This is a genomic window from Rhodoferax sp. GW821-FHT10B06, assembly GCF_059415605.1.
Window position 1 is genome coordinate 514,059 of the sequence record NZ_JBWKNO010000002.1, and the last position, 22,020, is coordinate 536,078.

Consider the following 22,020-nt stretch of genomic DNA (forward strand, 5'->3'; position numbering starts at 1 on the left):
CTTGCGCCAGAGGCCTATTTCTTATAAATCGCAGGGGGCATGGGCATGAACTTCTCAGCCCCCTTCATCCAGCGCCCCATCGCCACCATTTTGCTGACGTTGGGCATCGCCATCGCCGGCATCCTCAGCTTCTTTCTGCTGCCGGTGGCGCCGCTGCCGCAGGTGGACTTTCCGACCATTTCGGTATCGGCATCCCTGCCCGGCGCCAGCCCGGAGACCATGGCCGCCACCGTGGCCACGCCGCTGGAGCGGGCGCTGGGCGCAATTGCCGGGGTGACGGAAATAACGTCCAGCTCGTCGCTGGGCAGCACCCGCGTCACGCTGCAGTTTGACCTGGACCGCGACATCAACGGCGCGGCGCGCGATGTGCAGGCCGGTATCAACGCATCCCGCAGCCTGCTGCCCACAGGCATGCCCAGCAACCCGTCCTACCGCAAGGTGAACCCGGCGGATGCGCCGGTGATGATTCTGTCTCTGACCTCGGCCACGCTGACGCGCGGCCAGATGTTTGACGCGGCCTCCACCGTGCTGGCCCAACGCCTGGCCCAGGTGGAGGGCATAGGCCAGGTGGACGTGGGCGGCGGCGCCCTGCCGGCCGTGCGCATCCGGCTGGACCCGAACCGCCTGTCGGCCAATGGCATTGCGCTGGACGACATCCGCGTGGCAGTGAGCGCCACCAACGCCAACCGCCCCAAGGGTCTGCTGGACGATGGCCAGCGCAGCTGGCAGATCACCGCCAACGACCAAGCGCGCACCGCTGCAGACTACGCGCCGCTCATCGTCAGCTACAAAAACGGTAGCGCCGTGCACTTGTCGGATGTGGCGGAGGTGACAGATTCAGTGCAAGACGTGCGCAACTACGGCGTGGCCAACGGCAAGCCCGCCATCCTGCTGCTGCTGTACAAGCAGCCCGGCGCCAACATCATCGATGCGGTGGACAAGGTGCGAGCCCTGCTGCCGCATCTGCAAAGCACCATCCCCGCCGCCATCGACCTGGATGTGGTGTCCGACCGCACGCCCACCATCCGTGCATCCCTGCGCGAGGTAGAGCATGCGCTGGTGATCTCTGTGGCGCTGGTGGTGATGGTGGTGTTTCTGTTCCTGCGCAATGCGCGTGCGGCCCTGGTGCCCAGCGTGGCGGTGCCGGTGTCCCTGGCAGGTACGTTCGCGGTGATGTACTTGTGCGGCTACACGCTGGACAACCTGTCGCTGATGGCGCTGACCGTAGCCACCGGCTTTGTGGTGGACGACGCCATCGTGGTGCTGGAGAACATCACCCGCCACATGGAGCATGGCAAGACGCCGCGCCAGGCGGCGCTGGAGGGTGCGCGCGAGATCGGCTTTACCGTGGTGTCCATCAGCCTGTCGTTGATTGCGGTGTTCATCCCCATCTTGCTGATGGGCGGCGTGGTGGGGCGGCTGTTCCGCGAATTTGCCGTGGTCTTGTCGGCGTCCATCCTCGTGTCCATGGTGGTGTCGCTGACCACCACGCCCATGATGTGCGCGGCGCTGCTGCGACCGCAGGTGAAGAATGCCAACCCTTCCCGACTCACGCGGTGGCTGGGCGCGGCCCAGGCTCGGCTGCTGCGCGGCTACCGCCACTCTCTGGCCTGGGCGCTGCGCCACCAGCCGCTGACCCTACTGGCCCTGGTAGCGGTGGTGGCACTGAATGTGCACCTGTACGGCAGCATTGAAAAAGGCTTCTTCCCCACCCAGGACACGGGCCGCGTGAACGGCTTCATCCGCGCCGACCAGTCCACCTCGTTCCAGGCCATGCGCCAACGGCTGGAGCGCTTTCTGGCCATCGTGCAAGCCGATCCGGCAGTGCAGAACGTGACCGGCTTCACCGGGGGCAGCCAGCGCAATACGGCGCAGATGTTCATGGCACTGAAGCCACGTTCGGAGCGCAAGGAGTCGGCCGACGAAGTCATAGACCGACTGCGTAACAAGCTGGCCAAGGAGCCCGGCGCGCGCCTGTTCATGTCGCAGCAGCAGGACATCCGCGTGGGCGGGCGCCAGTCCAACTCCAGCTACCAGTACACCCTGCAGTCCGACGACCTGGAAGACCTGCGCGCCTGGGAGCCACGCATACGCGGTGCGCTGACACGCCTGCCCGAACTGGAGGACGTGAACTCCGACCAGCAGGACAGCGGCATACAAACCTCGGTGGTCTACGACCGAGATGCCATCGCCCGCCTGGGCCTGACCGTGCGCGGCATAGACACCACGCTGAACGATGCCTTTGGCCAACGCCAGGTGGGCGTAATCTACAACCCGCTGAACCAGTACCGGGTGGTGATGGAGCTGCAGGACAAATACCTGCAAGGGCCAGAGTCGCTGGCCAATGTGAATCTGATCTCCGCCACGGGCCAGGCGGTGCCGCTGCCCAGCGTGTCGCGCACCCAGCTAGGCTTAGCGCCGCTGTCCATCAACCACCAAAGCGGCACACCGGCCACTACCATAAGCTTTGACCTGCCGCTGGGCGGCAGCCTGTCCAGCGCCACGGACGCCATCACCAATGCGATTGCCGAGCTGGGCGTGCCGGTGTCCATACGCGGCTCTTTCGAGGGCACGGCCAAGAGCTTCAAGGACGGGCTGAGCACCCAGCCCATGCTGATACTGGCGGCCCTGGTCACCATCTACCTGGTGCTGGGCATTCTGTACGAGAGCCTGGTGCATCCCATCACCATCCTGTCCACCCTGCCCTCGGCCGGTGTGGGCGCGCTGATCGCGCTGCAGCTGTTCAACACCGAGTTCTCGCTGATCGCCATGATCGGCGTCATCCTGCTGATCGGCATCGTGAAGAAGAACGCCATCATGATGATCGACTTTGCGATTGCGGCGCAGCGCCGCTCCAACATCAGCGCCGCCCAGGCCATCTATCAGGCGGCCCAGCTGCGTCTGCGCCCCATCCTGATGACCAGTGCCGCCGCCCTGCTGGGCGCGGTGCCGCTGGCGCTGGGCCGGGGTGATGGTGCTGAGCTGCGCCAGCCCCTGGGCATTGCCGTGGTGGGCGGGCTGATACTGAGCCAGCTGCTGACGCTGTACACCACACCCGTGGTGTACGTGGCCATAGACCGGCTGCGCACCCGCTTCCAAGGCCGGCGCAAGCCCTCTTTTGTTTCTGTTCGGAGTGCCAGCGATGCTGCCTAGAGTTCTTTACCCGCTGACGACCCTGGCCGTAGCCCTGCTGGCCGCCTGCAGCAGCACACCGCCCTACCGGACCCCTGCCACCGCCGTACCCGCGGCATTCAAGGAAAACAGCAACTGGCAAAGCGCCAACCCGCAGGCGGCAGCGGTGCCCGACGCCTGGTGGCAGCTGTACAACGACCCCGTACTCAACGACCTGCAAACCCGGGTAGAAGCAAACCAGAACATTCTGGCCAGCGCCGCCCAGGTGCGGGTGGCCTTGGCCGCCGTGGGCAGCAGCCGCGCGGCGCTAAGTCCCACGCTGGGCGCCGGTCTGACGGCCAGCCGCAGCGCCAGCCCAGGTACATCCGCGAACAACAGCATCACCTTGTCAGGCAGCGCCAGCTGGGAGCTGGACCTGTGGGGGCGCCTGTCGGGTGCGGTCAGCGCCGACCAGGCCCGGCTGCAGGCCAGCCAGGACGACCTCGCGGCAGCACGCCTGTCACTGCACGCCACCGTAACCCAAACCTACTTTTCGCTGCGCGCAGCGGAAACCCAATCGGCCTTGCTGGGTAGCACGCTGCAGGCCTACCAGCGCTCACTGGACCTGACGCGCAACCGCTACCGCAGCGGCGTTGCTGCGGCATCCGATGTGGCGCAGGCCGAAAACCAGCTCAAGACCACGGCCGCCCAGCTGGTGGAGTCCGACAGCAACCGCTCCCAGCTGGAGCACGCGCTGGCGGTGGCGCTGGGCCAGGCGCCCGCCGACTTCCAGCTGGCGCGCACCGCCACCCTGCCGCAGACCCCGGCCGTGCCCACGCTGCTGCCATCCAAGTTGCTGGAGCGCCGGCCGGACATTGCCGCAGCTGAACGCCGAGTGGCCGCCGCCTACGCGCAAATTGGCGTGGAGCAGGCCGCCTTCTTCCCGGCACTGACCCTGTCGGCCAGCGCGGGCTACCGCGGCAGCAGCCTGGCGAACTTGATCAGTGCGCCGAACCTGCTGTGGTCGCTCGGGCCTTCGCTGGCCCTGGCGGCGTTCGATGGCGGCTTGCGGCAGTCGAATGTGGATTCGGCCCGCGCCAGCACCGATGCGGCCACGGCCAACTACCGCCAGACGGTGCTGACGGCTTTGCAAGAGGTGGAAGACAACCTGGTCATCGCCGCCAGCCTGCAACAAGAGGCCGCACTCCAGACCGAGGCCGTGGCTGCTGCGCAGCGTGCGCTGGACATCGTGAACAACCAGTACCAGAGCGGTACGGTGAGCTATCTTGAAGTGGTGACGGCCCAGGCCAGTGTGCTGTCGGGCCAACGCAGCCTGCAGGATGTGCAAAACCGCGTGTTGGCGGCCAGCAATCAGCTGTTCAAGAACATCGCCGGGCGCTGGTAGCCCGGCGTCGGGTTAGTGCAGGTGGCGCGGACGGCGACCGCCGCCGCCGTGGCCACCGGTGCCGCCAGAGCCACCGGGGCCGCGTGGCGGTTTGCCCAGCTCCAGCGAATTCACCAGGGCATCAAAGCGCCGGGTGAAGAGCTGGTCGATCTCGTTCACCACGCCGTTGAGTTCGGATGCGTCAAAGTGGCGCTCCATCATGTTGACCACGTCCTGCACCAGCAGGTCACGCTGCACCTGCATGATGGCGGCCGGCGTGGGGCCAACAAACAGCATCATGAAGTCGTCGCGGGAATCGTCGGTGGCTTCCTGGTCGTCCTCATCGAAATCGGTGTCATAAAACGTGACTTCGATGGAGGCGCCGCCATCGGCCAGCTCGTTCAGGCTCATGCACATTTCGTCCAAAGCCTGCTTGAAATCTTCGTCGCCCGGCACGGTCCAGCACATTTGCAGCATGTGTTCCACAGCGTCGAACTGGATGCCGGGCTCTTCCTCGTAAGCGCTGCCCGCCGCATCGGCCAGGGACTTGGCGCCAGCGTATTTCCACAGCGGCTTGAGCGCATCCTGAACTTGTTGGAACGTCACGTCAGTACGCAAAGGCACCTGGCCATGCACGTGGATTTCGAAGGGGGCGTTGTAACGAGGCATAAGGAGATATTAGGCGCTTTTCAGATGGTTGGGAACCAGCGCGCTTTTTTAGAGAGGGTGGTCGGACCGTAATCAAAAAAGCTTTTGAAAACCGCATGGATGCTGGTTTTCGGAAAAGACTTTCGAGAAACTGCCGTCAAAATGAAAGACGTTCCGATTTGTTGTGGATTTAATACAGTCCAAGATTTTACTTGCCGCCGCATATGCATATGCACCAACCGCGCTGGAAAGCAGAACAAGCACGCCCAAGTTCCAACGCACGTTACGATGAACGGATGGAAAGTCTCGATCTACGCGTATTGGCCGATGCCCTGGCCTGGTTGCAAGCCGGCCACAGCGCCACCCTGTTCACCGTGGTGGAAACCTGGGGCAGCGCCCCACGCCCGCCTGGCGCACTGCTGGCGCTACGCGGCGACGGTCTGGTCAGTGGTTCGGTGTCTGGCGGCTGCATAGAGGACGATCTACACACCCGCGCCCGCCCCACACAAGGCCGCCCCACCCTGTTGAGCTACGGCGTGACGCAAGACGAAGCCGCCCGCTTCGGCCTGCCCTGCGGCGGCAGCCTGCGCCTGGTGCAGGAGCCACTACATGACACAGACTGGATCGCCGAGCTGCTGCAGCGCACCGCCGACCACCAACTGGTGGCCCGCAGCCTGGACCTGGCCAGCGGCGCGGTACAGCTGCACGGCGCCCGCCGCGACCAGGCCATGGCCTTCGACGGCCAGACGCTGACCACCTTGTTCGGCCCGCGCTGGCGCCTGCTGCTGATAGGCGCCGGCCAGTTGTCGCAAGCCGTGGCCAGCATGGCCACCGCACTGGACTTCGAGGTGCTGGTGTGCGACCCACGCGAGGAATATGCCCAGGCCCTGCCGACCAATGTTCGGCGCCTGGACGGCATGCCCGACGATGTGGTGCGCGCGCTGCAGCCCGATGCCCACACGGCCATCGTTGCCCTGACGCACGACCCCAAGCTCGACGACATGGCGCTGATGGAGGCGCTGACCTCCGATGCGTTTTACGTGGGCGCCCTGGGCTCGCAACGCAACCAGACCAAGCGCAAACAGCGCCTGGCCGAACACTTCGACCTGAACGATGCCCAGTTGGAGCGACTGCACGGCCCGGTAGGCCTGCGCATAGGTGCGCGCACGCCGGCGGAAATTGCGGTATCCATCCTGGCCGAGATCATCCAGGTCAAGAACACTGCCGCCCACCCCGCCGACGCCCTCAAGGCAAGCGCCTGCAGCGTCCATGCCTGAAACCCTGCCCGTCGTGCTGGTGCTGGCCTCCGGCCGCGGCGAGCGCTTTCTGGCGTCCGGCGGCACGGTGCACAAACTGCAGGCCGATCTGCATGGCTTGACGGTGCTGCAGCGCACCCTGGCCGCCGTGCGCGCCAGCGGCCTACGCTGGCACCTGGAGGATGCCGGCCACCCTGGCATGGGTGACAGCATCGCCGCCGCCGTGCGCGCCACGCGCGATGCCCCAGGCTGGCTGATCCTGCCAGGTGACCTGCCGCTGGTGCAAGCGGCGACGCTGCGACAGATCGCCACCGCTGCCATGCCGACCGACATGCTGGTGCCGGTATTCGAAGACCAGCGCGGGCACCCGGTGCGCTTCTCGGCCGCCTGTGGCGAGGCGCTGGAAAACCTCAAAGGAAATCGCGGTGCAGCGCAGATACTACCTGCGCAAGCAGCTACAAAATTAATAGTATTTGATGCCGGCTGCGTGCTGGATGTAGATACCGTGCAGGACCTGGATCGGGCACGGGCGCATTGGCAAAACCGTTAGAACCTGCCCTTAAGACGCGAACGGATCGCCCTCAAAATACAGCGATGGCCGGAACAAGGCCTCGGCCTTGTCATGCTCCCGGGCCGCCCACACGCCCAGTTCCTTGGCACGCATGGGCTTGGCGAACAGATAGCCCTGTAGCTCGTCGCAGCCCATCTGCACCAGCAGATCACGCTGGGTCCGGGTCTCAACACCCTCGGCCACGACCCGCATGTCCAGTGCGTGCGCCATGCGCACCACCGAGTTGGCAATGAACTGGGCGTGTTCACTGGTTTCCAGGTCGATGACGAAGGCGCGGTCGATCTTCAATTCGGCCGCCGGCAGTTTGCGCAGTGTGGCCAGGCTGGAATGGCCGGTGCCGAAGTCGTCAATCGACACGTGCACGCCCATCGCCCGCAGCTTCTCGAAAGTCTGCATGGTGGCGGCGGTGTTTTCCAGCGCCACGGACTCGGTGATCTCGCAGGTAAAACGGGCTGCCGGCGTACCGGTCTGCACCAGGACACTGTGCAGATGCTCGGCGAAATCATCACGGCGCAGCTGCTGGCCCGAGATATTGACGGCGATGCGCATGCTCAGGCCCTGCTCGCGCCAGGTTTGCGCCTGCTGGCAGGCCTGCTCTATGACCCAGCGGCCGATGGACTGCATCATGCCGTAGCGCTCGGCCAGGGGAATGAATTTGTCCGGCCCGACCAGGCCGCGCTTGGGGTGGCGCCAGCGTATCAAGGCCTCGGCTGAAGTGACCTGCAGGCTGCGGGCGTCAATCTTCGGCTGGTAGTACAGCTGAAATTCCTGCCGCTCCAGCGCACCACGCAGGTCATGCATCAGCGAAGCGCTGTCCCGCCGTGCCTGGGCCAGCAGCGGGTCGTATTCGGCAAAGCCATCGCCGCCGGCCAGCTTGACCGACCGCATCGCCATCGCAGCCCGCTCCACCAGGTTGCGCCGCTCGGCGTGCTCTGGGTAAACCGCCAGGCCGATGGAGCAGGTCAATGTCAAAGACTGGGACTTGGCCTTGGACTGCACCACAATCGGCGCCGCGCAGGCCGCGGACACCAGCGCAGCCGCGTGCCGCCCGGCCTCCAACCCACCACGGACGATGACTGCAAACTCATTGCCCACCATGCGCGCCGCAATGGTCCCACTGCCCAGGCGCGTCTGGATACGCTTGGCCAGTTCCTGCAGCACCTGGTCGCCAGCCTGCTTGCCAAAGGCCTCGTTGGCCGAACGGAAATGGTCCACATCGACGTACAGCACGCACACCGCGTGGCCCTCAAAATCGCCATGCAGCACAGCATGGTCCAGCTCGCGTTCGAACTGCCGTGGTGTCAGCAAGCCGGTCAGGCCGTCGCGGGCGTAAGCCTGGGCCAGCTCGCGCGATACCTCGGCCAGCCGGGCCGCCGTGCGCTGCCAGCGCCATAGCAAATACACCGCAAGGACCGCCAGCCCCGCTGCCAGAAACAGCAACAACCAGGGCGCAAGCGGGCTGGAGCGAATGAATTCCATGGAATGTGTGGAAGTGGCAGGTAGGTGTTATGGAGGAAAAAAACGGATTGCCATGCACGCATGCAGCAGTCCAGCGCGAAGTATGCCTGCGCCGATGCTTTTGAAGTTGGCAATTTGCGCGGTAAAGACTTGGCTTTATGTAGCGCACAACACCACACTAGGGCTGCAGTCCCCGTACCCGCGCCACCGCCGCCGGCAAATCCCCCCACGCCGGCTTGCCTGGCGCAAAGCGCTGCCGCATATAGCCGGCCAGCTCTGCCACCTGGGCGTCCGACAGGCTGTGGCGAAAGGCGGGCATGAAGCCTACTTCGCGGCCCGCGGGCTCTTGCACGCCGTTCAGTATGGTCTGCAGCAGGTTGTCGGGCCGGTCGCTGTGCAGATTGCTGTTCAGCGCCAGCGGCACGTTGACGCCCAGCAGGCGCGGGCCGTCGCCATCGTGGTGGCAGGCAGCACAGGCGCCGTTGAACAGGCGCTGGGCCGCACCAGGCAGCGGGGCTGCCAGGGCGGCTTGCTGGACGACGGCCTGGGAGTTGGTTTGGGGCGCGGTGTCGGTCTGGAGGCTGACCAGGTAGCGGGCCATGGCGCGGATGTCGGCGTCGGGCAGGGCCGCCAGCTCGCGCACCACCGGGGCCATGGGGCCGGTGGCGGCGCCGTGCTCAGGGGCGTGGCCGTGGCGCAGGTACTTGTAGAGCGCGTCGGCGTTCCAAGGCACAGGGGCTTTGGACAAGGCGGTCAGCGCCGGGGCTTCCCAGCCGTCGACCAGGGCGCCGGCCAGGAAGCTGCTGCCGCCCCGCTCGGCACCCAGCGCGTTGCGCGGTGTGTGGCAGGCACCGCAGTGGCCCAGGCCGTTGACCAGGTAAGCGCCGCGATTCCACTCAGCCGACTGCTGGGCTTGCGGCTGGTAAGGCGTGGCGTCGTGGAACAGCGCATTCCAGCCGGCCATCAGCGGGCGGATATTGAACGGGAAGCGCATCTGCGCGGGCGGCGTGGCGGCCTGGACCGCCGGCTGGGCCATCAGGTAGGCGTAGAGCGCAGTCAGGTCGGCGTCGCTGGTCTTGGCGAAGGCGGTGAACGGGAAGGCCGGGTACAGCAGGCGACCGTCGCGGCTGATGCCCTCGCGCATCGCGCGCTGGAAGGCGCTGAACGACCACTGGCCGATGCCGGTCTCCTGATCGGGCGTGAGGTTGGTGCTGTAGACCGTGCCAAACGGCGTGTGCATGGCCAGGCCGCCGGCGTTGGGCTGGCCGCCAGGCGCGGTGTGGCAGCCCACACAATTGCCCACGGCGGCCAGTTGGCGGCCGCGCTCTATGGTAGCTGCGGTGTAGGCAGATGGACCAGCCTGTACGCTGGGCGCGATGGCGGCGCGGCCGCCGAACAGTGCCGCGCCCAGGCCGACCACGCCAGCCAGCAGCGCGCCGGCGCTGGCCCACAGCGTGCGGCGGGCCGGCCAGGGCAGGCGCGCCAGCTGCGCCGGGGTTACTCCTGAATTGATAGCTACTTGCGCAGGTGCTTCCTGCGGCAGAGGCATATTCAATGCCGAACGCACGACTTCGGGCGTGAACGGCGGCTCGCGGAAGCGCACGCCGGTGGCGTCGAAGATGGCGTTCGCAATCGCCGCCGTGCCGGGCACCGACGAGGATTCGCCCGCGCCCAGCGCCGGTTCACCGGGGCGCGGCATGTGCATGACCTCGATGACAGGCACTTCGCGGAAGTTCAGGATCGGGTAGCTGCCCCATTCCTGGCTGGCCACGGTGTTGGTGCCGGGGGTGAACTGCACTTTTTCCTTCAGCGCGCGGCTGGTGGTTTGCAGCACATTGCCGTGGATTTGCTGCTCGACGCCGGCGGGATTCACCAGCAGGCCGGCGTCGTGCCCGACCACCACGCGGCGCACATGCACCTCGCCGGTGGCGCGGTTCACATCCACATCGGCCACCCAGGCGGCCCAAGCCGAGCCGTAGCCCGGCCATTTGCTGTGGTTGTAGCGGGCATAGGCAAAGCCCTGGCCGGTGACCCAATCGCCTGCGGCTGCTTGCTGCTGCGGCTGGGTGTGCGGCTTCCAGCCGGCCTTGTCGGCGGTGGCGCGCACCAGCTCGGCGGCGCGCGGGTCGTGCAGATAGCGCAGCCGGTAGTCCACAGGGTCCACGCCGGCGGTCGTGGCCAGCTCATCGATGTAGGACTCGTGGGCAAAGGAGTTCGGCAGCGCAGACACGCCACGCAGCCAGGAGGCGCGCACGATGGGCGGCATGTCGTGCACGCTGACCCGCAGGTTGTCGTAGCTGTAGGGCGGGCGCGCCGTGCGGTCGCCCATCTCGAAAGCCTGGGCCACCGGTTCGATGCTGCGCGTCAGCAGCAGGGCCAGGGTCGGTGCGCCGTTCGACGGATAGGAGGTCTGGAAGTCATACGCGGCTGGCGAGCCGTCGGCGTTCAGGCCGCCCTGCACTTCCATCAGCTGGGCCGCGCCCTTGGGCTCCCACAGATGTTCTTGCTCGCGCGTCAGCTGCACCCGCACCGGGGCGCCCACCGCGCGCGATAGCAGGGCCGCGTCGGCCGCTACATCGTCGGCGCCGTTGCGGCCGTAGCAACCGGCGGCCTCCATGCGGATGACGTTGATGGCCACGTCGGGCAGACCCACCAGGCGCGACAGATCGAAGCGCAGCACGTGCGGGTTCTGCGTACCAGCCCAGACCGTGAGCTGAGTCCCCTGCCAATCGGCCACCGCACACGACGGGCCGATGGACGCATGCATCTGGTAGGGCCACACATAGGTGCGCGGCATGGCCTCGGCGGCTGCCGCCAACGCCGCGTCCACATCGCCCTCGTCGACCAGCTTGCGGGTGCTGCGCGGGTTGTTGCGGATGGCCTGCTGCACGTCGCGCAGATCCGGCATGCCGGGCCAGGGCTTCCAATGCACGCGCAGTTCGCGCAAGGCCTGCTCGGCCTGCTCTTCGCGCTCGGCGACGATGCCGACAAAGTCGCGCAGCACGACCACGGCGCGGATGCCGGGGATGTGGGCGATGCTGGCCTCGTCCACAGCCTGCAGCGTGTTGCCGATGAAGTCGCCATGGTCGGCCCCCGCATACGGCGGGCGCACCACGCGGCCGTGCAGCATGCCGGGCACGCGCATGTCGTGCACAAACACCAGCTCACCGGTAAGTTTGTCCAGCATTTCGACGCGCGGGACCGACTGGCCGACGGTGCGGTAGTCCTTGGGGTCTTTGACCGGCGTCTGCAGGTCCAGCAGCAGTTGCACGTGCTGGCCGGCCAGCGCATCGGCAATACCGGGCGCAGCGCGTTGCACCAACCAGGCCTTGGCCTGGGCTGCCGCGCGGCGCAAGGGCTCGGCGTGGATCTGCAGCGAGGCGCTGGCGATGGTCGCGCCCTGGTTGGGCGCGCGCGCGGTGTCGCCCAGCACCATGTGGATGCGCTCCATCGGCAGGTCCAGCTCCTCGGCCACCACCTGGGTGAGCGCGGTGCGCAGGCCGGTGCCCAGGTCTACATGACCGTTGAGCGCGGTGACGCTGCCGTCGTCCCAGACGGCCAGCAGAATCTCCACACCCTCGTCCGGGTTGGCGGGCACGGCGGCCGGTTGACCGGGCACGGGCGGCGGCGGGGCCGGCGGCTGGCGCACCACCAGCAGCACGCCACTCGCCGCATGGAAGTCGGCGCGGCTCAGCGCATCCTGGGCCCGCATGCTCATGCAGATTCCGCCAGCAAGACTGCAGCGCGCTGCACGGCCCGCAGTATCTCCACATGCGTGCCGCAGCGACACAGGTTGTGGGAGAGCTGGGCGCGAATCTGGGCCTCGGTGGGCTGCGGATTGTGCTGCAGAAGCGACACAGCCATCATCACCATGCCGTTCAGGCAGTAGCCACACTGGGCGGCCTGGGTGTCCAGAAATGCCTGCTGCACCGGGTGCAAGGCTGCAGCCGTACGCAAGCCCTCAAGCGTAGTGATGTCACGCCCGGCCACGCCCTGCGCGGGGACCACGCAGGCGCGTGCCGCCATGCCATCGACCAGCACCGTGCAGACCCCACACTCGCCCAGACCGCAGCCGTACTTGGGGCTGTTCAGGCCCAGGTCGTTGCGCAACAGGTGCAGCAGGGTGGCGCCGCCGGCGGGCAGCGCATGGGGGTGGCCGTTGACGTGCAGCGTGGGCACGGATTCAGGTGGCGATGTCAGTCGACTGGATGCGCTTCACGCCTTTGGCAGTCATGCTCTTCCAGGCCGCCGCCAAGGAGCCGTTCAGGTCGATGCCGCGTGTGGCGTCTTCGACCACATAGACCTCGAAGCCCAGCTTGCGCGCGTCCATCGCCGTCCAGGCCACGCAAAAGTCGGTGGCCAAACCGGTGACGAACACCGTCTTGATGCCGCGCGCCTTCAGGTAGCCGGCCAGGCCGGTGGCGGTCTTGTGGTCGGCCTCTTCGAAGGCCGAGTAGCTGTCCATCTCCTTGTGGAAGCCCTTGCGGATGATGAGCTGGGCGGTGGGCAGCTTCAGGTCTTTGCTGACGTTCGCGTCGTCCGTGCCCTGTACGCAGTGGTCGGGCCAGAGCACCTGGGTGCCGTAGTTCAGCTTGGTGGTCTCGAAAGGCTTTTTTCCCGCATACGTGCTGGCGAAAGACGCGTGGCCGGCCGTGTGCCAGTCCTGCGTGACGACGATGTTCTCGAACGCGGGTGCCAGCTGGTTGATCACCGGAACCACCTCGGTGCCGCCCTTGACGGCCAGAGTCCCGCCTTCGAGAAAGCAGTTCTGCACATCGACCACGATCAGAGCTGCGCTGCCAGGCTTGATCTTGCCGGCGGCAAATGCCGAGAGGCCGAGGCCGCCCAGCACGCCGAGGGCGGCAGTGGACTTCAAAAGGGTTCTGCGGTGGCTGCTGTGCATGGTGGATGCTCCTAAGGTTGGGGAAATCAGACGCTCAAATAGGCGCGGCGCACTTCGTCGTTCGCGGCGAGATCGCTCATCGATGCCTGGTAGCGGATCTGGCCTTTTTCCAGCACATAGGCGCGGTCGGACACCAGCTCGGCGAAGTGCATGTTCTGCTCGGACAGCAGGATGCTCACGCCCTGGGCCTTGAGGGCCAGAATCATGTGGGCCATCTGTTCGACGATCACTGGGGCCACGCCTTCGGAGGGCTCGTCCAGCAGCACCAGATACGGGTTGCCCATGAGGGTGCGCGCCACAGTCAGCATTTGCTGCTCGCCGCCGCTCATCTGGCCGCCGGGGCGGTTGGGCATCTCGCCCAAATTCGGGAACAGCTGGAACAGGCGCTCGGGCGTCCACAGCGGGGCATTGCTGCCGTCGGCCCAGCGGCGCGGCGGCTGCTGGCCGACGGACAGGTTTTCCAGCACCGACAAGTCGGTGAAGATGCGCCGGTCTTCGGGCACATAGCCCAAGCCCAAGCGCGCCGCATGGTGCGGTTCACTGGTAGAAATGTCGTGCCCCATGAACTGCACGCGGCCCTGGCGCTTGGCCAGCATGCCCATCACGGCCTTCAGGGTGGTCGATTTGCCTGCACCGTTACGCCCCATCAGGGCCACTACTTCGCCGCGCTGCACGTTCAGGTCCACGCCGTACAGCACCTGGGCCGCGCCATACCAGGCGCACAGGCCTTGGGCTTCCAGCAAGACGGTGGACATCATGCCCCTCCCTTCGCGGAACGCCGCGGAACCGGCTCTGCCGGGCCGCTAGCGTTGCCCCCTGCAAGGGGGTTGGCGGAGCGGAACGAAGTCCGCGCAGCCTGGGGGTTTTCAAACGTTTTTCCGGTACCGAAGTAAACCTCTTGCACCTTGGGATGGTCGCGGATCTCCAGCGGTTTGCCCTCGGCGATCAGGCGGCCGCGCGCCAGCACGATCATGCGGTCGGCGTAGGCGAACACCACGTCCATGCTGTGCTCGGTGAACAGCACGGCCATGCCGCGGTCGACCACCAGTTGCTTGGTCAGGGCCATCAGGTCGTTACGCTCCTTGGGCGCCATGCCGGCGGTGGGCTCGTCCATCAACAGCAGCTTCGGGCTGTTGGCCATGGCGATGGCCAGCTCGACGCGCTTTACGTCGCCATAGGCCAGCACATTGCAGGGACGCTCGGCCTGGGCACGCATGCCCACCTGGTCGAGCAGATGCAGGGCTTCGTCGCGCTGAAAATCCGCCGCCCGGCGCCACATGGAAAACAGCTTGCCGGCCTGCGACAGCAGCGCCATCTGCACGTTCTCGACCACGGTGAGCGAGGCAAAGGTTTCGGCGATCTGGAAGGTCCGGCCCACGCCCATGTGCCAAATGTCGCGCGGCTTGCGGCCGACCAGTTCCTGGCCGTTGAGCTGGATCGAACCGCGGTCGGCCCTGAGCTGGCCGTTGACCATATTGAAGGTGGTGGACTTGCCCGCACCATTGGGGCCGATCAACGCCAGCAGCTCGCCGGCGGCCAGCTCGAAGGCGATGCCGTCGACCGCCTTGTTGCCGCCAAAGGACTTGCCCAGGCCGGCGACTTTCAGCAAAGGAGTGCTGCTCATGGCTTGGCCTCCGGCGCGCTGCGTAGACGTGCAAACAGCTGCTGGGCATAGCCGGCAATGCCTTGCGGAAACAGCAGCACCAACAGCAGGATGATGCCGCCCAGCATGGCGCGCCAATAGTCGGTGTTGCGCGCCACGGTGTCGTGCAGCCAGGTGAAGGTGACGGCGCCGACCACCGGCCCGGCCAGAGTCTGGATGCCGCCCAGCAGCACCATCACCAGGCCGTCGACCGAGCGGCCCACGCTCAGGGTTTCGGGCGAGATACTGCCCTTGGAGAACGCGTACAACGCCCCCGCCAAGCCCGCCGCCGCGCCGGCCAGCACAAAGGCCGCCCACTGCATGCGCTTGACGTCGATGCCGATGGCATCGGCGCGCAGGCTGGAGTCGCGGCCGGCCCGCAAGGCATAGCCGAACGGCGAGAACAGCACACGCCGCAGCCACAGCACGCCGCCTGCCACCAGCGCCAGCGTGAGGTAGTAATAACTTTGCTTGTCGGAAAGCCACTCCGACGGCCAGACGCCGGTGAGCCCGTTGCTGCCGCCGGTGAACGCATCCCACTGGTAGGTGATGGCCCAGGTGATCTGGGCGAAAGCCAGGGTCAGCATCGCCAGATACACACCCGACAGCCGCACCGCGAACCAGCCGTAGACCAGGGCACCCAGCGCGGCCACCAGGGGTGCGGCCACCAGCGCCAGTTCCATCGGCATGCCGGTGCTGCGCACCAGCAGCGCTGCGCCATAGGCCCCCAGGCCGAAGTAGGCCGCATGGCCGAAGGAATGCATGCCCGCCGGCCCCATGATGAAGTGCAGGCTGGCTGCGAACAGGGCCGCCACCAGCAGGTCGATCATCAGCACCGTGGTGTAGGGAGAGCCGGCGGTGAGCACCGGCAAGGCCAACAGCACCAGGCCCAGTACCGCAGCCGCGATGCCATAGGCTTTGCTGGCGCGGCGCAAGGGCTCTTCCTGCATGCCCACGTAGCGGCTGGCGGGCTGGGGCCGGCCCATCAGGCCCCAGGGCCGGGCCACCAGCACCACAGCCATGACCAGGAATTCGACCACCAGGGTCAGCTTGGAAAACGACAGGCTGTAACCCATGATCTCCACCACGCCCAGCCAGATGCAGACGGCCTTGATTTCAGAGATCAGCAGCGCTGCCACATAGGCGCCTGGAATCGAGCCCATGCCGCCGACCACCACGACCACGAAGGCCGCGCCTATGGTGTTCAGATCCATCTCCAGCGTCGCCGGTTCGCGCGGCAGCTGCAGGGCGCCGCCCAGGCCGGCCAGCGTCGCGCCCAGGGCGAACACTGCGGTGAACAGCCAGGCCTGGTTCACGCCCAGCGCGCTGACCATGTCGCGGTCCTGCGTGGCCGCGCGCACCAGCGTGCCCCAGCGGGTACGCGTCAGCAACAGCCAGAGCAGGCCCAGCACGATGGGACCGACAAAGATCAGGAAAACGTCATACGAGGGGAACTGCCGGCCCAAAATCTCCACCGCGCCCGACAGGCCGGGCGCACGCGGGCCCAGCAGTTCGTCCGGGCCCCAGAGCCACAGCACGGCGTCCTTGATCACCAGCACCAGCGCAAAAGTGGCCAGCAGCTGGAACAGCTCGGGCGCCTTGTAGATGCGCCGCAGCAACAGCATCTCCATCAGCGCGCCCAGCACGCCCACCGCCACCGCCGCCAGCAGCACCGCCGGCCAGAAGCCCAGGCGCGTGCCCAGTTGCTCGACCAGCGAATACGCCACATAGGTGCCGACCATGAAGAACGAGCCGTGGGCAAAGTTCACGATGCGGGTCACACCAAAGATCAGCGACAGCCCGGCCGCCACTAGAAACAGCGACGACGCCCCGGCCAGCCCGTTCAGCAGCTGGACCACAAAGCCTGAAAAATTCATTCCGTATCCTCAAGAGCCGTGGGCGAGGTCTGCTATGTCGAAGGCTTAGTCGGGAGCGCGCAGCTTGGCCACTTCGGCGTCCGTGGGCAGGTATTTGGCACCGTCGAGATAGGTGTAGTCCACCATCACGCCCTTGCCACCATCGTTCTTGGTCTTGCCGACGAAGGCGCCCATGGTCGACTGGTGGTCCTGGGCACGGTAGGTGATCTTGCCGAAGGGGCTGTCGACCTGCAAGCCCTGGAAGGCCACGGCCAGTTTTTCGGACTCGCTGCTCTTGGCTTTCTTCATGCCGGCGGCCAGCGATTTGATGGCGGTGTAGCCGACCACCGAACCGAGGCGCGGATAGTCCTTGTACTTGCCGTGGTAGGCCAGGAAGAAGGCCTTGTGCTCGGGTGTCTGGATGCCGTACCAGGGGTAGCCGGTGACGATCCAGCCATTCGGCGACTCGTCTTTCAGCGGATCCAGGTACTCGGGCTCACCGGTCAGCACGCTGACCACTTCGCGGTCCTTGAACAGACCGCGGGTATTGCCTTCGCGCACGAACTTGGACAGGTCGGCGCCAAACAGCACGTTGAAGATCGCATCCGGCTTGGCATCGGCCAGGGCCTGGGCCACGCTGCCGGCATCGACCTTGCCCAACGGTGTGGCTTGCTCGGCAACGAACTCCACATCGGGCTGTGCGGCCTTCAACAGCTGCTTGAACGCGGCCACGGCCGACTGGCCGTATTCGTAGTTGGGGTAGACCACGGCCCAGCGTTTTTTCTTCAGCTTCACGGCCTCGGGCACCAGCATCGCGGCCTGCATATAGGTGCCGGGGCGCAGGCGGTAGGTGTACTTGTTGCCGCTGCCCCAGATGATCTTGTCGGTCAACGGCTCGCCGGCCAGGAAGAAGAACTTCTTCTGCTTGGCGAAATCGGTCATGGCCAGTCCGGTGTTGGACAAGAAGGTGCCAGTGAGCACATCGACCTTCTCGCGCGAGATCAGCTCTTCGGCTACGCGTACCGCGTCGCCGGGGTTGGCGTTGTCGTCCCGGGTGATCAGCTCGATCTTCTTGCCGTTGAGGCCGCCGCTGGCGTTGATTTCCTCAACAGCCAGCTCCATGCCTTTCTTGTAGGGCTCGAGAAAGGCCGGTTGGGCCTTGTAGCTATTGACCTCGCCGATCTTGATGACCCCCTGGGCCTGGGCGGTGGAGAGCATGGCCAGCGCGGCGGCACAGCTGGCGGTGTAGAGCAGAGGACGCAATAACTTCATGGCAAAACTCCTGGGTTCAAAAAAAGAAAAACCGTTTAGCGCAAGCCGTCCTGACCGACGATCTCAGACACCTGCAAACCGCCGATACGCGGCAGCGGGCGGCCGCTGTCGGTGACGACCACGGCCACCACGATTTCATGGGCGCGGGGCGCATCCGACACCCGGGCTTCCATGGCGTCGAAATGGCTGCGTACAAAGGCCGCGTCCTTGTGGCCCAACGGCACATCCACTGCCGTACCCAGGCCACCAATCTTCTTGGCCGAAGGCACCAGGGCCGCGCCCTTCTCCACCGCCTTGCGCAGCGGTGCGCCGAGCTTGGGGTGCAGGATAGCGGCCGCGTGCTCGAGCTCGCCGCCCTCGCCTACGATGGCTGCCTTGCCGTAGCTCTGCGCGGCACCGGGCGCAATGCCCAGGGCTTGCACGCATTTGTCGCCCAGCAGGCCGCCGAGTTCTTCGCCGATGGTAATCAGCTCGTCGAGGTTCTCGGAATAGCGGCCCGCGTAGGGGTTGGCGATGACCGCCATGGCCAGTGCGCGGCGGGTGGGCGGTGTAATGGGCTGGCCCATTTCGATATGGACTTCATCGACCTGGACGATGATTTTTCGGATCTTGGCGGACATGGTGTGCTTCCTGGATGGGGTGTAGGTGACGCGCAGTTCAGCGCAGGCCGTCCCAGCGGGCGATGCCCTGGGGTTCGAGGCCGCCGACGCGGGCGTGGACCCGGGCGCCGGAGGCCATGGCGAGGATGAAGACGATCTCGTCGGCGGCGGGTGCTCCGGGCACGCGCACCTCGATGGCGTCGAAATGGCTGCGCACATAGGCGGCATTAATATGCGTCAGCGGCACATCCAACGCAGTGCCGGGCGCGCCGACTTTCTTGGTCGACGGCACGATGGCCAGGGCATTGCCCGGTTGGCCGGTTTTCTCTTCGGCCTGGCCTTTGGCGTAGGCGTTGCGGTCGCCCTTCCAGCCCAGCAGTTCGCGCATGGCGTAGCCGCCGGGCACATGCCAGAGCGCGCCGTGCTCCAACTCGCCGGCCGCGCCGATGACCGCGCCCTTTCCGTAGCTGGCAATGCGCTCCACCGGCAGCTGCATGGCGCCCAGCAGGCGGTGCGCCATGTCTATACCCACGTCTTGCAGCGCGTCCATCATCGGCAGGATGTTCGGCTCAAAGCGCCCGGCAAAGGGGTTGCTCAGCACCGCGCCGATGGCGCCGCGCAGCAACGGAACCGAGGCCTCGGGGCCGAACTCGTGGCGGATTTCTTCCACGTGGGTAAAGATGCGTCGAATCGTGATCATGGATTGAATCGTCTTCTAAATTTCATTAAGCAAATACTGAACCAACTTGCGTGACATCCTCGGCTGCCAGAGCGGGAATTACCTGCGTCTGCTGCCATTGCCCCTGGCACACCAGGGTCGCAGACCACAGCAAGCCAGCCCGCTGCAAAGCCTGCGCCTGGGCCAGCCCTGCAGCCAGTGCCCTGCGCACCAAGTCGGGGGGCAGCTGCGGCACCTCGGTGGTCACCGACAGGCTGCCCAGATCGCTGTCATCACGCAGCATGCAAGCCGGTTGTCGCAGGATGCCTGGATGCTGCACATTCACCGCATTCGCCACCACCGTGGCGGCCGCATCGGCCTGCGCAGCGGTGGCCGCCAACACCGTCACGCTATCGGCAATTCCTAACGAGAAACTGCGTCCGCGCCAGCCGCTGGTGGCGATGCCGCGCACCGGCAAGCCGTATTCCAGGCTAGCCTGCGCATCGGTGCGCAAACCCGCAAGGTCCGCCAGCGCCGCTCCCATGGCATCCAGGTCGGCAAACAAACCCACCCGCAGACTATGGCCCGGCGCCAGATGGAATGCAATATCGCCGCCGTTGTTCACCCAGGCCCGTTCTACGTCCGGGCGCTGGTAGCAGGCAATCAGCTCTTGCGCCACGGCACCAGCCACCGCTGCCATGGGCGTAATGAAATCCGCACGAAACGGCGCGCAGGCTGTCCACATGCGCTGCGCAACAGCACCTGACAGACGTTCATGGGCGCTGGGTAATGCGTCTTCCATGGGCAAGGCCTGGCGCAGGATGGGCAGCTCTGCCACCAGTTCCTGCAGTACGGTTTGGAAGCGCTGCCATGCAGCCTGGTGGGCCTGAGCCACTGCCGAGGGCTCGCCGTTGGCGCCGACTACGATGTCGATGGGGCCATGCTGGAAATGCCAGCGGCCATCGGAAAGAGCAGCGCGTTGGGCGAACATGGTGTGTGATGGTGCGTGCTGTTTCAGCCCAGCAGCGGCGGTTGGCCCAGGGGCCAGGCATTGGCCACAGGGTTCTGCACCCAGAGCCGCGCCGTGGGAGCACCGTCGCTGTGCCATGCCCCCGTGCGCAAAGCCTGCTCCAGGCTGCGCACATGGTCCATATGGCCGCCGAGCGCCCGGTAGTCATCCAACCGCAGGCTGAATTCGATGGGCGCGACGATGGCCGGCGTGGGCACGGTGCCGAAGCTCTTGTCGGGCATGCGCATCACATCGACCATCACCGTGATGCCACCGCCCGGCCACACATAGGCGGGCGCTCCGCCGCAGGTCACGTTGACCAGCGCCTGCTTGATGGCGCGGGTCAGCATCACCGGGTTCTCGGTCACGCCAGCGCGCAGGCTTCCGCCCGCACCGCCAAGGAACAGCACGGTGCACAGCGAGGGTTCGCAGTTTTCGCCTATGCGCTCGATGATGCGCTGCACGCTGGCCGGCATGGGCTGCTCCACGGGCTGCAAGGCATCGTTCAGCACATACCAGGCTGCATGCTCGCCAGTGGTGGATGTCATCAGCAAACGCATGCCCGGTCGGGCCACCTCGGGGTCCCAGCCTTCAATGATGGACAGCGGATCGGCTATATCGGTACCGCCCCAGCCGGTGCCGGGATTCGCCACCTGGAAGTAACGCCCTGGCGTGGATTTGCGGCCGCGCATCTGGATGCCCGAGCGCGGCATGTCCAGGCAGCGCCCCGCCTGGTGCTCGGTCAGCACGCCGGTGATGTGGTCGTCGACCACCACCACTTCATCCGCCTCACCAAACAACTGCTTGGCGAATATGCCGACCGCCGCCGAACCGCAACCGACACGCATGCGCTGCTCTTCCACGCCGTTGACGATGGGCGCGCGCCCGGCCTGCACCACGATCTGCGAACCGCCGTCGATGGTCAGCTCCACCGCCTGCTTGTTGCCCAAGGCCTCCATCATCTGCACGGTGACGCGGCCCTCTTTCTTGCTGCCGCCGGTCAGGTGGTGCACGCCGCCCAGGGACAGCATCTGCGAACCGTATTCCGCAGTGGTGACATGGCCGACCACTTCGCCCTTGCAGCGCACATTGGCCTGCTCGGGGCCCAGGTAGCGGTCGGTGTCGATCTTGATCTTGAAACTGCAGTAGCTGAAGATGCCCTCGGTGACCACGGTCACCATGTCCACGCCCTGGGCCTGGGATGCAACGATGAAGGGCGCGGGTTTGTAGTCGGGATACGTGGTGGACGAACCCACGCCGGTGACGAATACCTCATCGGATCGCAGCAGGTCGCCATTCCAGTCCGGGGCCACGTCGGCGGCAGAGAACGCCACCAGCGGTACAGCTCCGTCCGATACCGTGCGGCGCAGCAGCACAACCGGGTCGACCCGCACCAAGGTGCCGCCCTGGTTGGCATAACGGTCGCAAGCCCCGGCACGCCCTTCGGATATCTGGCACAACACAGGGCAGGCATTGCAGGCAATCTTGTCGGTCGCCATGCGCTCATGGCGCGGCACCGCCCGCTCCGGCAAAGGGGGCGCGCCGCCGTCCAGGGCAGGCAGGCCGTCAGTCTTCGTGTGTTCTGTCATCGTGGGGCACCAACCAAGCAGAGGTTATGAAAAGTACTTGTCCCGCAATCTCAATTTATGTAGC

17 protein-coding genes are annotated in these 22,020 nt (G+C 66.1%); 4 read left to right on the forward strand and 13 right to left on the reverse strand.

What is annotated here, in order from left to right; genetic code table 11:
- Positions 1 to 45 precede the first annotated feature (45 nt).
- Positions 46 to 3,153, forward strand: a complete 3,108-nt coding sequence (locus AC07O2_RS05140; RefSeq protein ID WP_495074654.1) for a multidrug efflux RND transporter permease subunit — start codon at positions 46 to 48, stop codon at positions 3,151 to 3,153.
- Positions 3,143 to 4,516: an efflux transporter outer membrane subunit gene (locus tag AC07O2_RS05145; protein WP_495074655.1), complete on the forward strand. Its 1,374-nt coding sequence runs from the start codon at positions 3,143 to 3,145 to the stop codon at positions 4,514 to 4,516. The genes AC07O2_RS05140 and AC07O2_RS05145 overlap by 11 nt, the downstream gene beginning before the upstream one ends.
- A gap of 12 nt (positions 4,517 to 4,528) precedes the next feature.
- Here the strand turns inward: AC07O2_RS05145 and AC07O2_RS05150 are convergent, their stop codons facing one another.
- Complete coding sequence (locus AC07O2_RS05150; RefSeq protein WP_495074656.1) at positions 4,529 to 5,164, reverse strand: DUF6806 family protein; 636 nt, start codon at positions 5,162 to 5,164, stop codon at positions 4,529 to 4,531.
- A 275-nt stretch (positions 5,165 to 5,439) separates the two neighbouring features.
- Between AC07O2_RS05150 and AC07O2_RS05155 the strand changes: the two genes are divergently transcribed.
- Positions 5,440 to 6,420, forward strand: coding sequence for an XdhC family protein (locus AC07O2_RS05155; protein WP_495074657.1), 981 nt, complete (start codon positions 5,440 to 5,442; stop codon positions 6,418 to 6,420).
- A complete protein-coding gene (locus AC07O2_RS05160) occupies positions 6,413 to 6,949 on the forward strand; it encodes a nucleotidyltransferase family protein (protein WP_495074658.1) in 537 nt (178 codons plus the stop codon). The genes AC07O2_RS05155 and AC07O2_RS05160 overlap by 8 nt, the downstream gene beginning before the upstream one ends.
- A gap of 9 nt (positions 6,950 to 6,958) precedes the next feature.
- Here AC07O2_RS05160 and AC07O2_RS05165 read toward each other — a convergent pair whose 3' ends face one another.
- The 12 genes from AC07O2_RS05165 to AC07O2_RS05220 all read right to left on the reverse strand — a co-directional run bounded on the left by AC07O2_RS05165 (position 6,959) and on the right by AC07O2_RS05220 (position 21,956).
- The gene (locus AC07O2_RS05165) at positions 6,959 to 8,449 is read right to left on the reverse strand and encodes a putative bifunctional diguanylate cyclase/phosphodiesterase (protein WP_495074659.1); all 1,491 of its coding nucleotides are present in this window, start codon (positions 8,447 to 8,449) and stop codon (positions 6,959 to 6,961) included.
- Positions 8,450 to 8,606: 157 nt separating this feature from the next.
- Positions 8,607 to 12,146: a molybdopterin cofactor-binding domain-containing protein gene (locus tag AC07O2_RS05170; RefSeq protein WP_495074660.1), complete on the reverse strand. Its 3,540-nt coding sequence runs from the start codon at positions 12,144 to 12,146 to the stop codon at positions 8,607 to 8,609.
- Entirely contained in the window at positions 12,143 to 12,607 is a 465-nt protein-coding gene (locus AC07O2_RS05175) for a (2Fe-2S)-binding protein (RefSeq protein WP_495074661.1), read from the reverse strand. Before AC07O2_RS05175 ends, AC07O2_RS05170 begins: the two co-directional genes overlap by 4 nt.
- Before the next feature lie 4 nt (positions 12,608 to 12,611).
- The gene (pncA, locus tag AC07O2_RS05180) at positions 12,612 to 13,331 is read right to left on the reverse strand and encodes a bifunctional nicotinamidase/pyrazinamidase (protein ID WP_495074662.1); all 720 of its coding nucleotides are present in this window, start codon (positions 13,329 to 13,331) and stop codon (positions 12,612 to 12,614) included.
- A 26-nt stretch (positions 13,332 to 13,357) separates the two neighbouring features.
- Complete coding sequence (locus tag AC07O2_RS05185; RefSeq protein ID WP_495074663.1) at positions 13,358 to 14,086, reverse strand: ABC transporter ATP-binding protein; 729 nt, start codon at positions 14,084 to 14,086, stop codon at positions 13,358 to 13,360.
- Positions 14,086 to 14,955 carry an ABC transporter ATP-binding protein gene (locus AC07O2_RS05190; protein WP_495074664.1) on the reverse strand — a complete coding sequence of 290 codons (870 nt, stop codon included), beginning with the start codon at positions 14,953 to 14,955 and terminating at the stop codon, positions 14,086 to 14,088. Before AC07O2_RS05190 ends, AC07O2_RS05185 begins: the two co-directional genes overlap by 1 nt.
- Positions 14,952 to 16,850, reverse strand: a complete 1,899-nt coding sequence (locus AC07O2_RS05195) for an ABC transporter permease (protein ID WP_495074665.1) — start codon at positions 16,848 to 16,850, stop codon at positions 14,952 to 14,954. Before AC07O2_RS05195 ends, AC07O2_RS05190 begins: the two co-directional genes overlap by 4 nt.
- 45 nt (positions 16,851 to 16,895) lie before the next feature.
- The gene (locus AC07O2_RS05200) at positions 16,896 to 18,101 is read right to left on the reverse strand and encodes an ABC transporter substrate-binding protein (protein WP_495074666.1); all 1,206 of its coding nucleotides are present in this window, start codon (positions 18,099 to 18,101) and stop codon (positions 16,896 to 16,898) included.
- Positions 18,102 to 18,136: 35 nt separating this feature from the next.
- The gene (locus tag AC07O2_RS05205) at positions 18,137 to 18,721 is read right to left on the reverse strand and encodes an amino acid synthesis family protein (protein WP_495074667.1); all 585 of its coding nucleotides are present in this window, start codon (positions 18,719 to 18,721) and stop codon (positions 18,137 to 18,139) included.
- Between the two features lie 37 nt (positions 18,722 to 18,758).
- Positions 18,759 to 19,400, reverse strand: a complete 642-nt coding sequence (locus AC07O2_RS05210) for an amino acid synthesis family protein (protein WP_495074668.1) — start codon at positions 19,398 to 19,400, stop codon at positions 18,759 to 18,761.
- A 25-nt stretch (positions 19,401 to 19,425) separates the two neighbouring features.
- A complete protein-coding gene (locus tag AC07O2_RS05215) occupies positions 19,426 to 20,349 on the reverse strand; it encodes a UPF0280 family protein (RefSeq protein ID WP_495074669.1) in 924 nt (307 codons plus the stop codon).
- Between the two features lie 23 nt (positions 20,350 to 20,372).
- Positions 20,373 to 21,956, reverse strand: coding sequence for a 6-hydroxynicotinate reductase (locus AC07O2_RS05220; protein ID WP_495074670.1), 1,584 nt, complete (start codon positions 21,954 to 21,956; stop codon positions 20,373 to 20,375).
- Positions 21,957 to 22,020 lie beyond the last annotated feature (64 nt).

Coding starts and splice junctions, on each gene's coding strand:
- AC07O2_RS05140 (WP_495074654.1), top strand. CDS start 46: ATGAACTTCTCAGCCCCCTTCATCCAGCGCCCCATCGCCACCATTTTG.
- AC07O2_RS05145 (WP_495074655.1), top strand. CDS start 3,143: ATGCTGCCTAGAGTTCTTTACCCGCTGACGACCCTGGCCGTAGCCCTG.
- AC07O2_RS05150 (WP_495074656.1), bottom strand. CDS start 5,164: ATGCCTCGTTACAACGCCCCCTTCGAAATCCACGTGCATGGCCAGGTG.
- AC07O2_RS05155 (WP_495074657.1), top strand. CDS start 5,440: ATGGAAAGTCTCGATCTACGCGTATTGGCCGATGCCCTGGCCTGGTTG.
- AC07O2_RS05160 (WP_495074658.1), top strand. CDS start 6,413: ATGCCTGAAACCCTGCCCGTCGTGCTGGTGCTGGCCTCCGGCCGCGGC.
- AC07O2_RS05165 (WP_495074659.1), bottom strand. CDS start 8,449: ATGGAATTCATTCGCTCCAGCCCGCTTGCGCCCTGGTTGTTGCTGTTT.
- AC07O2_RS05170 (WP_495074660.1), bottom strand. CDS start 12,146: ATGAGCATGCGGGCCCAGGATGCGCTGAGCCGCGCCGACTTCCATGCG.
- pncA (WP_495074662.1), bottom strand. CDS start 13,331: ATGCACAGCAGCCACCGCAGAACCCTTTTGAAGTCCACTGCCGCCCTC.
- AC07O2_RS05185 (WP_495074663.1), bottom strand. CDS start 14,086: ATGTCCACCGTCTTGCTGGAAGCCCAAGGCCTGTGCGCCTGGTATGGC.
- AC07O2_RS05190 (WP_495074664.1), bottom strand. CDS start 14,955: ATGAGCAGCACTCCTTTGCTGAAAGTCGCCGGCCTGGGCAAGTCCTTT.
- AC07O2_RS05195 (WP_495074665.1), bottom strand. CDS start 16,850: ATGAATTTTTCAGGCTTTGTGGTCCAGCTGCTGAACGGGCTGGCCGGG.
- AC07O2_RS05200 (WP_495074666.1), bottom strand. CDS start 18,101: ATGAAGTTATTGCGTCCTCTGCTCTACACCGCCAGCTGTGCCGCCGCG.
- AC07O2_RS05205 (WP_495074667.1), bottom strand. CDS start 18,721: ATGTCCGCCAAGATCCGAAAAATCATCGTCCAGGTCGATGAAGTCCAT.
- AC07O2_RS05210 (WP_495074668.1), bottom strand. CDS start 19,400: ATGATCACGATTCGACGCATCTTTACCCACGTGGAAGAAATCCGCCAC.
- AC07O2_RS05215 (WP_495074669.1), bottom strand. CDS start 20,349: ATGTTCGCCCAACGCGCTGCTCTTTCCGATGGCCGCTGGCATTTCCAG.
- AC07O2_RS05220 (WP_495074670.1), bottom strand. CDS start 21,956: ATGACAGAACACACGAAGACTGACGGCCTGCCTGCCCTGGACGGCGGC.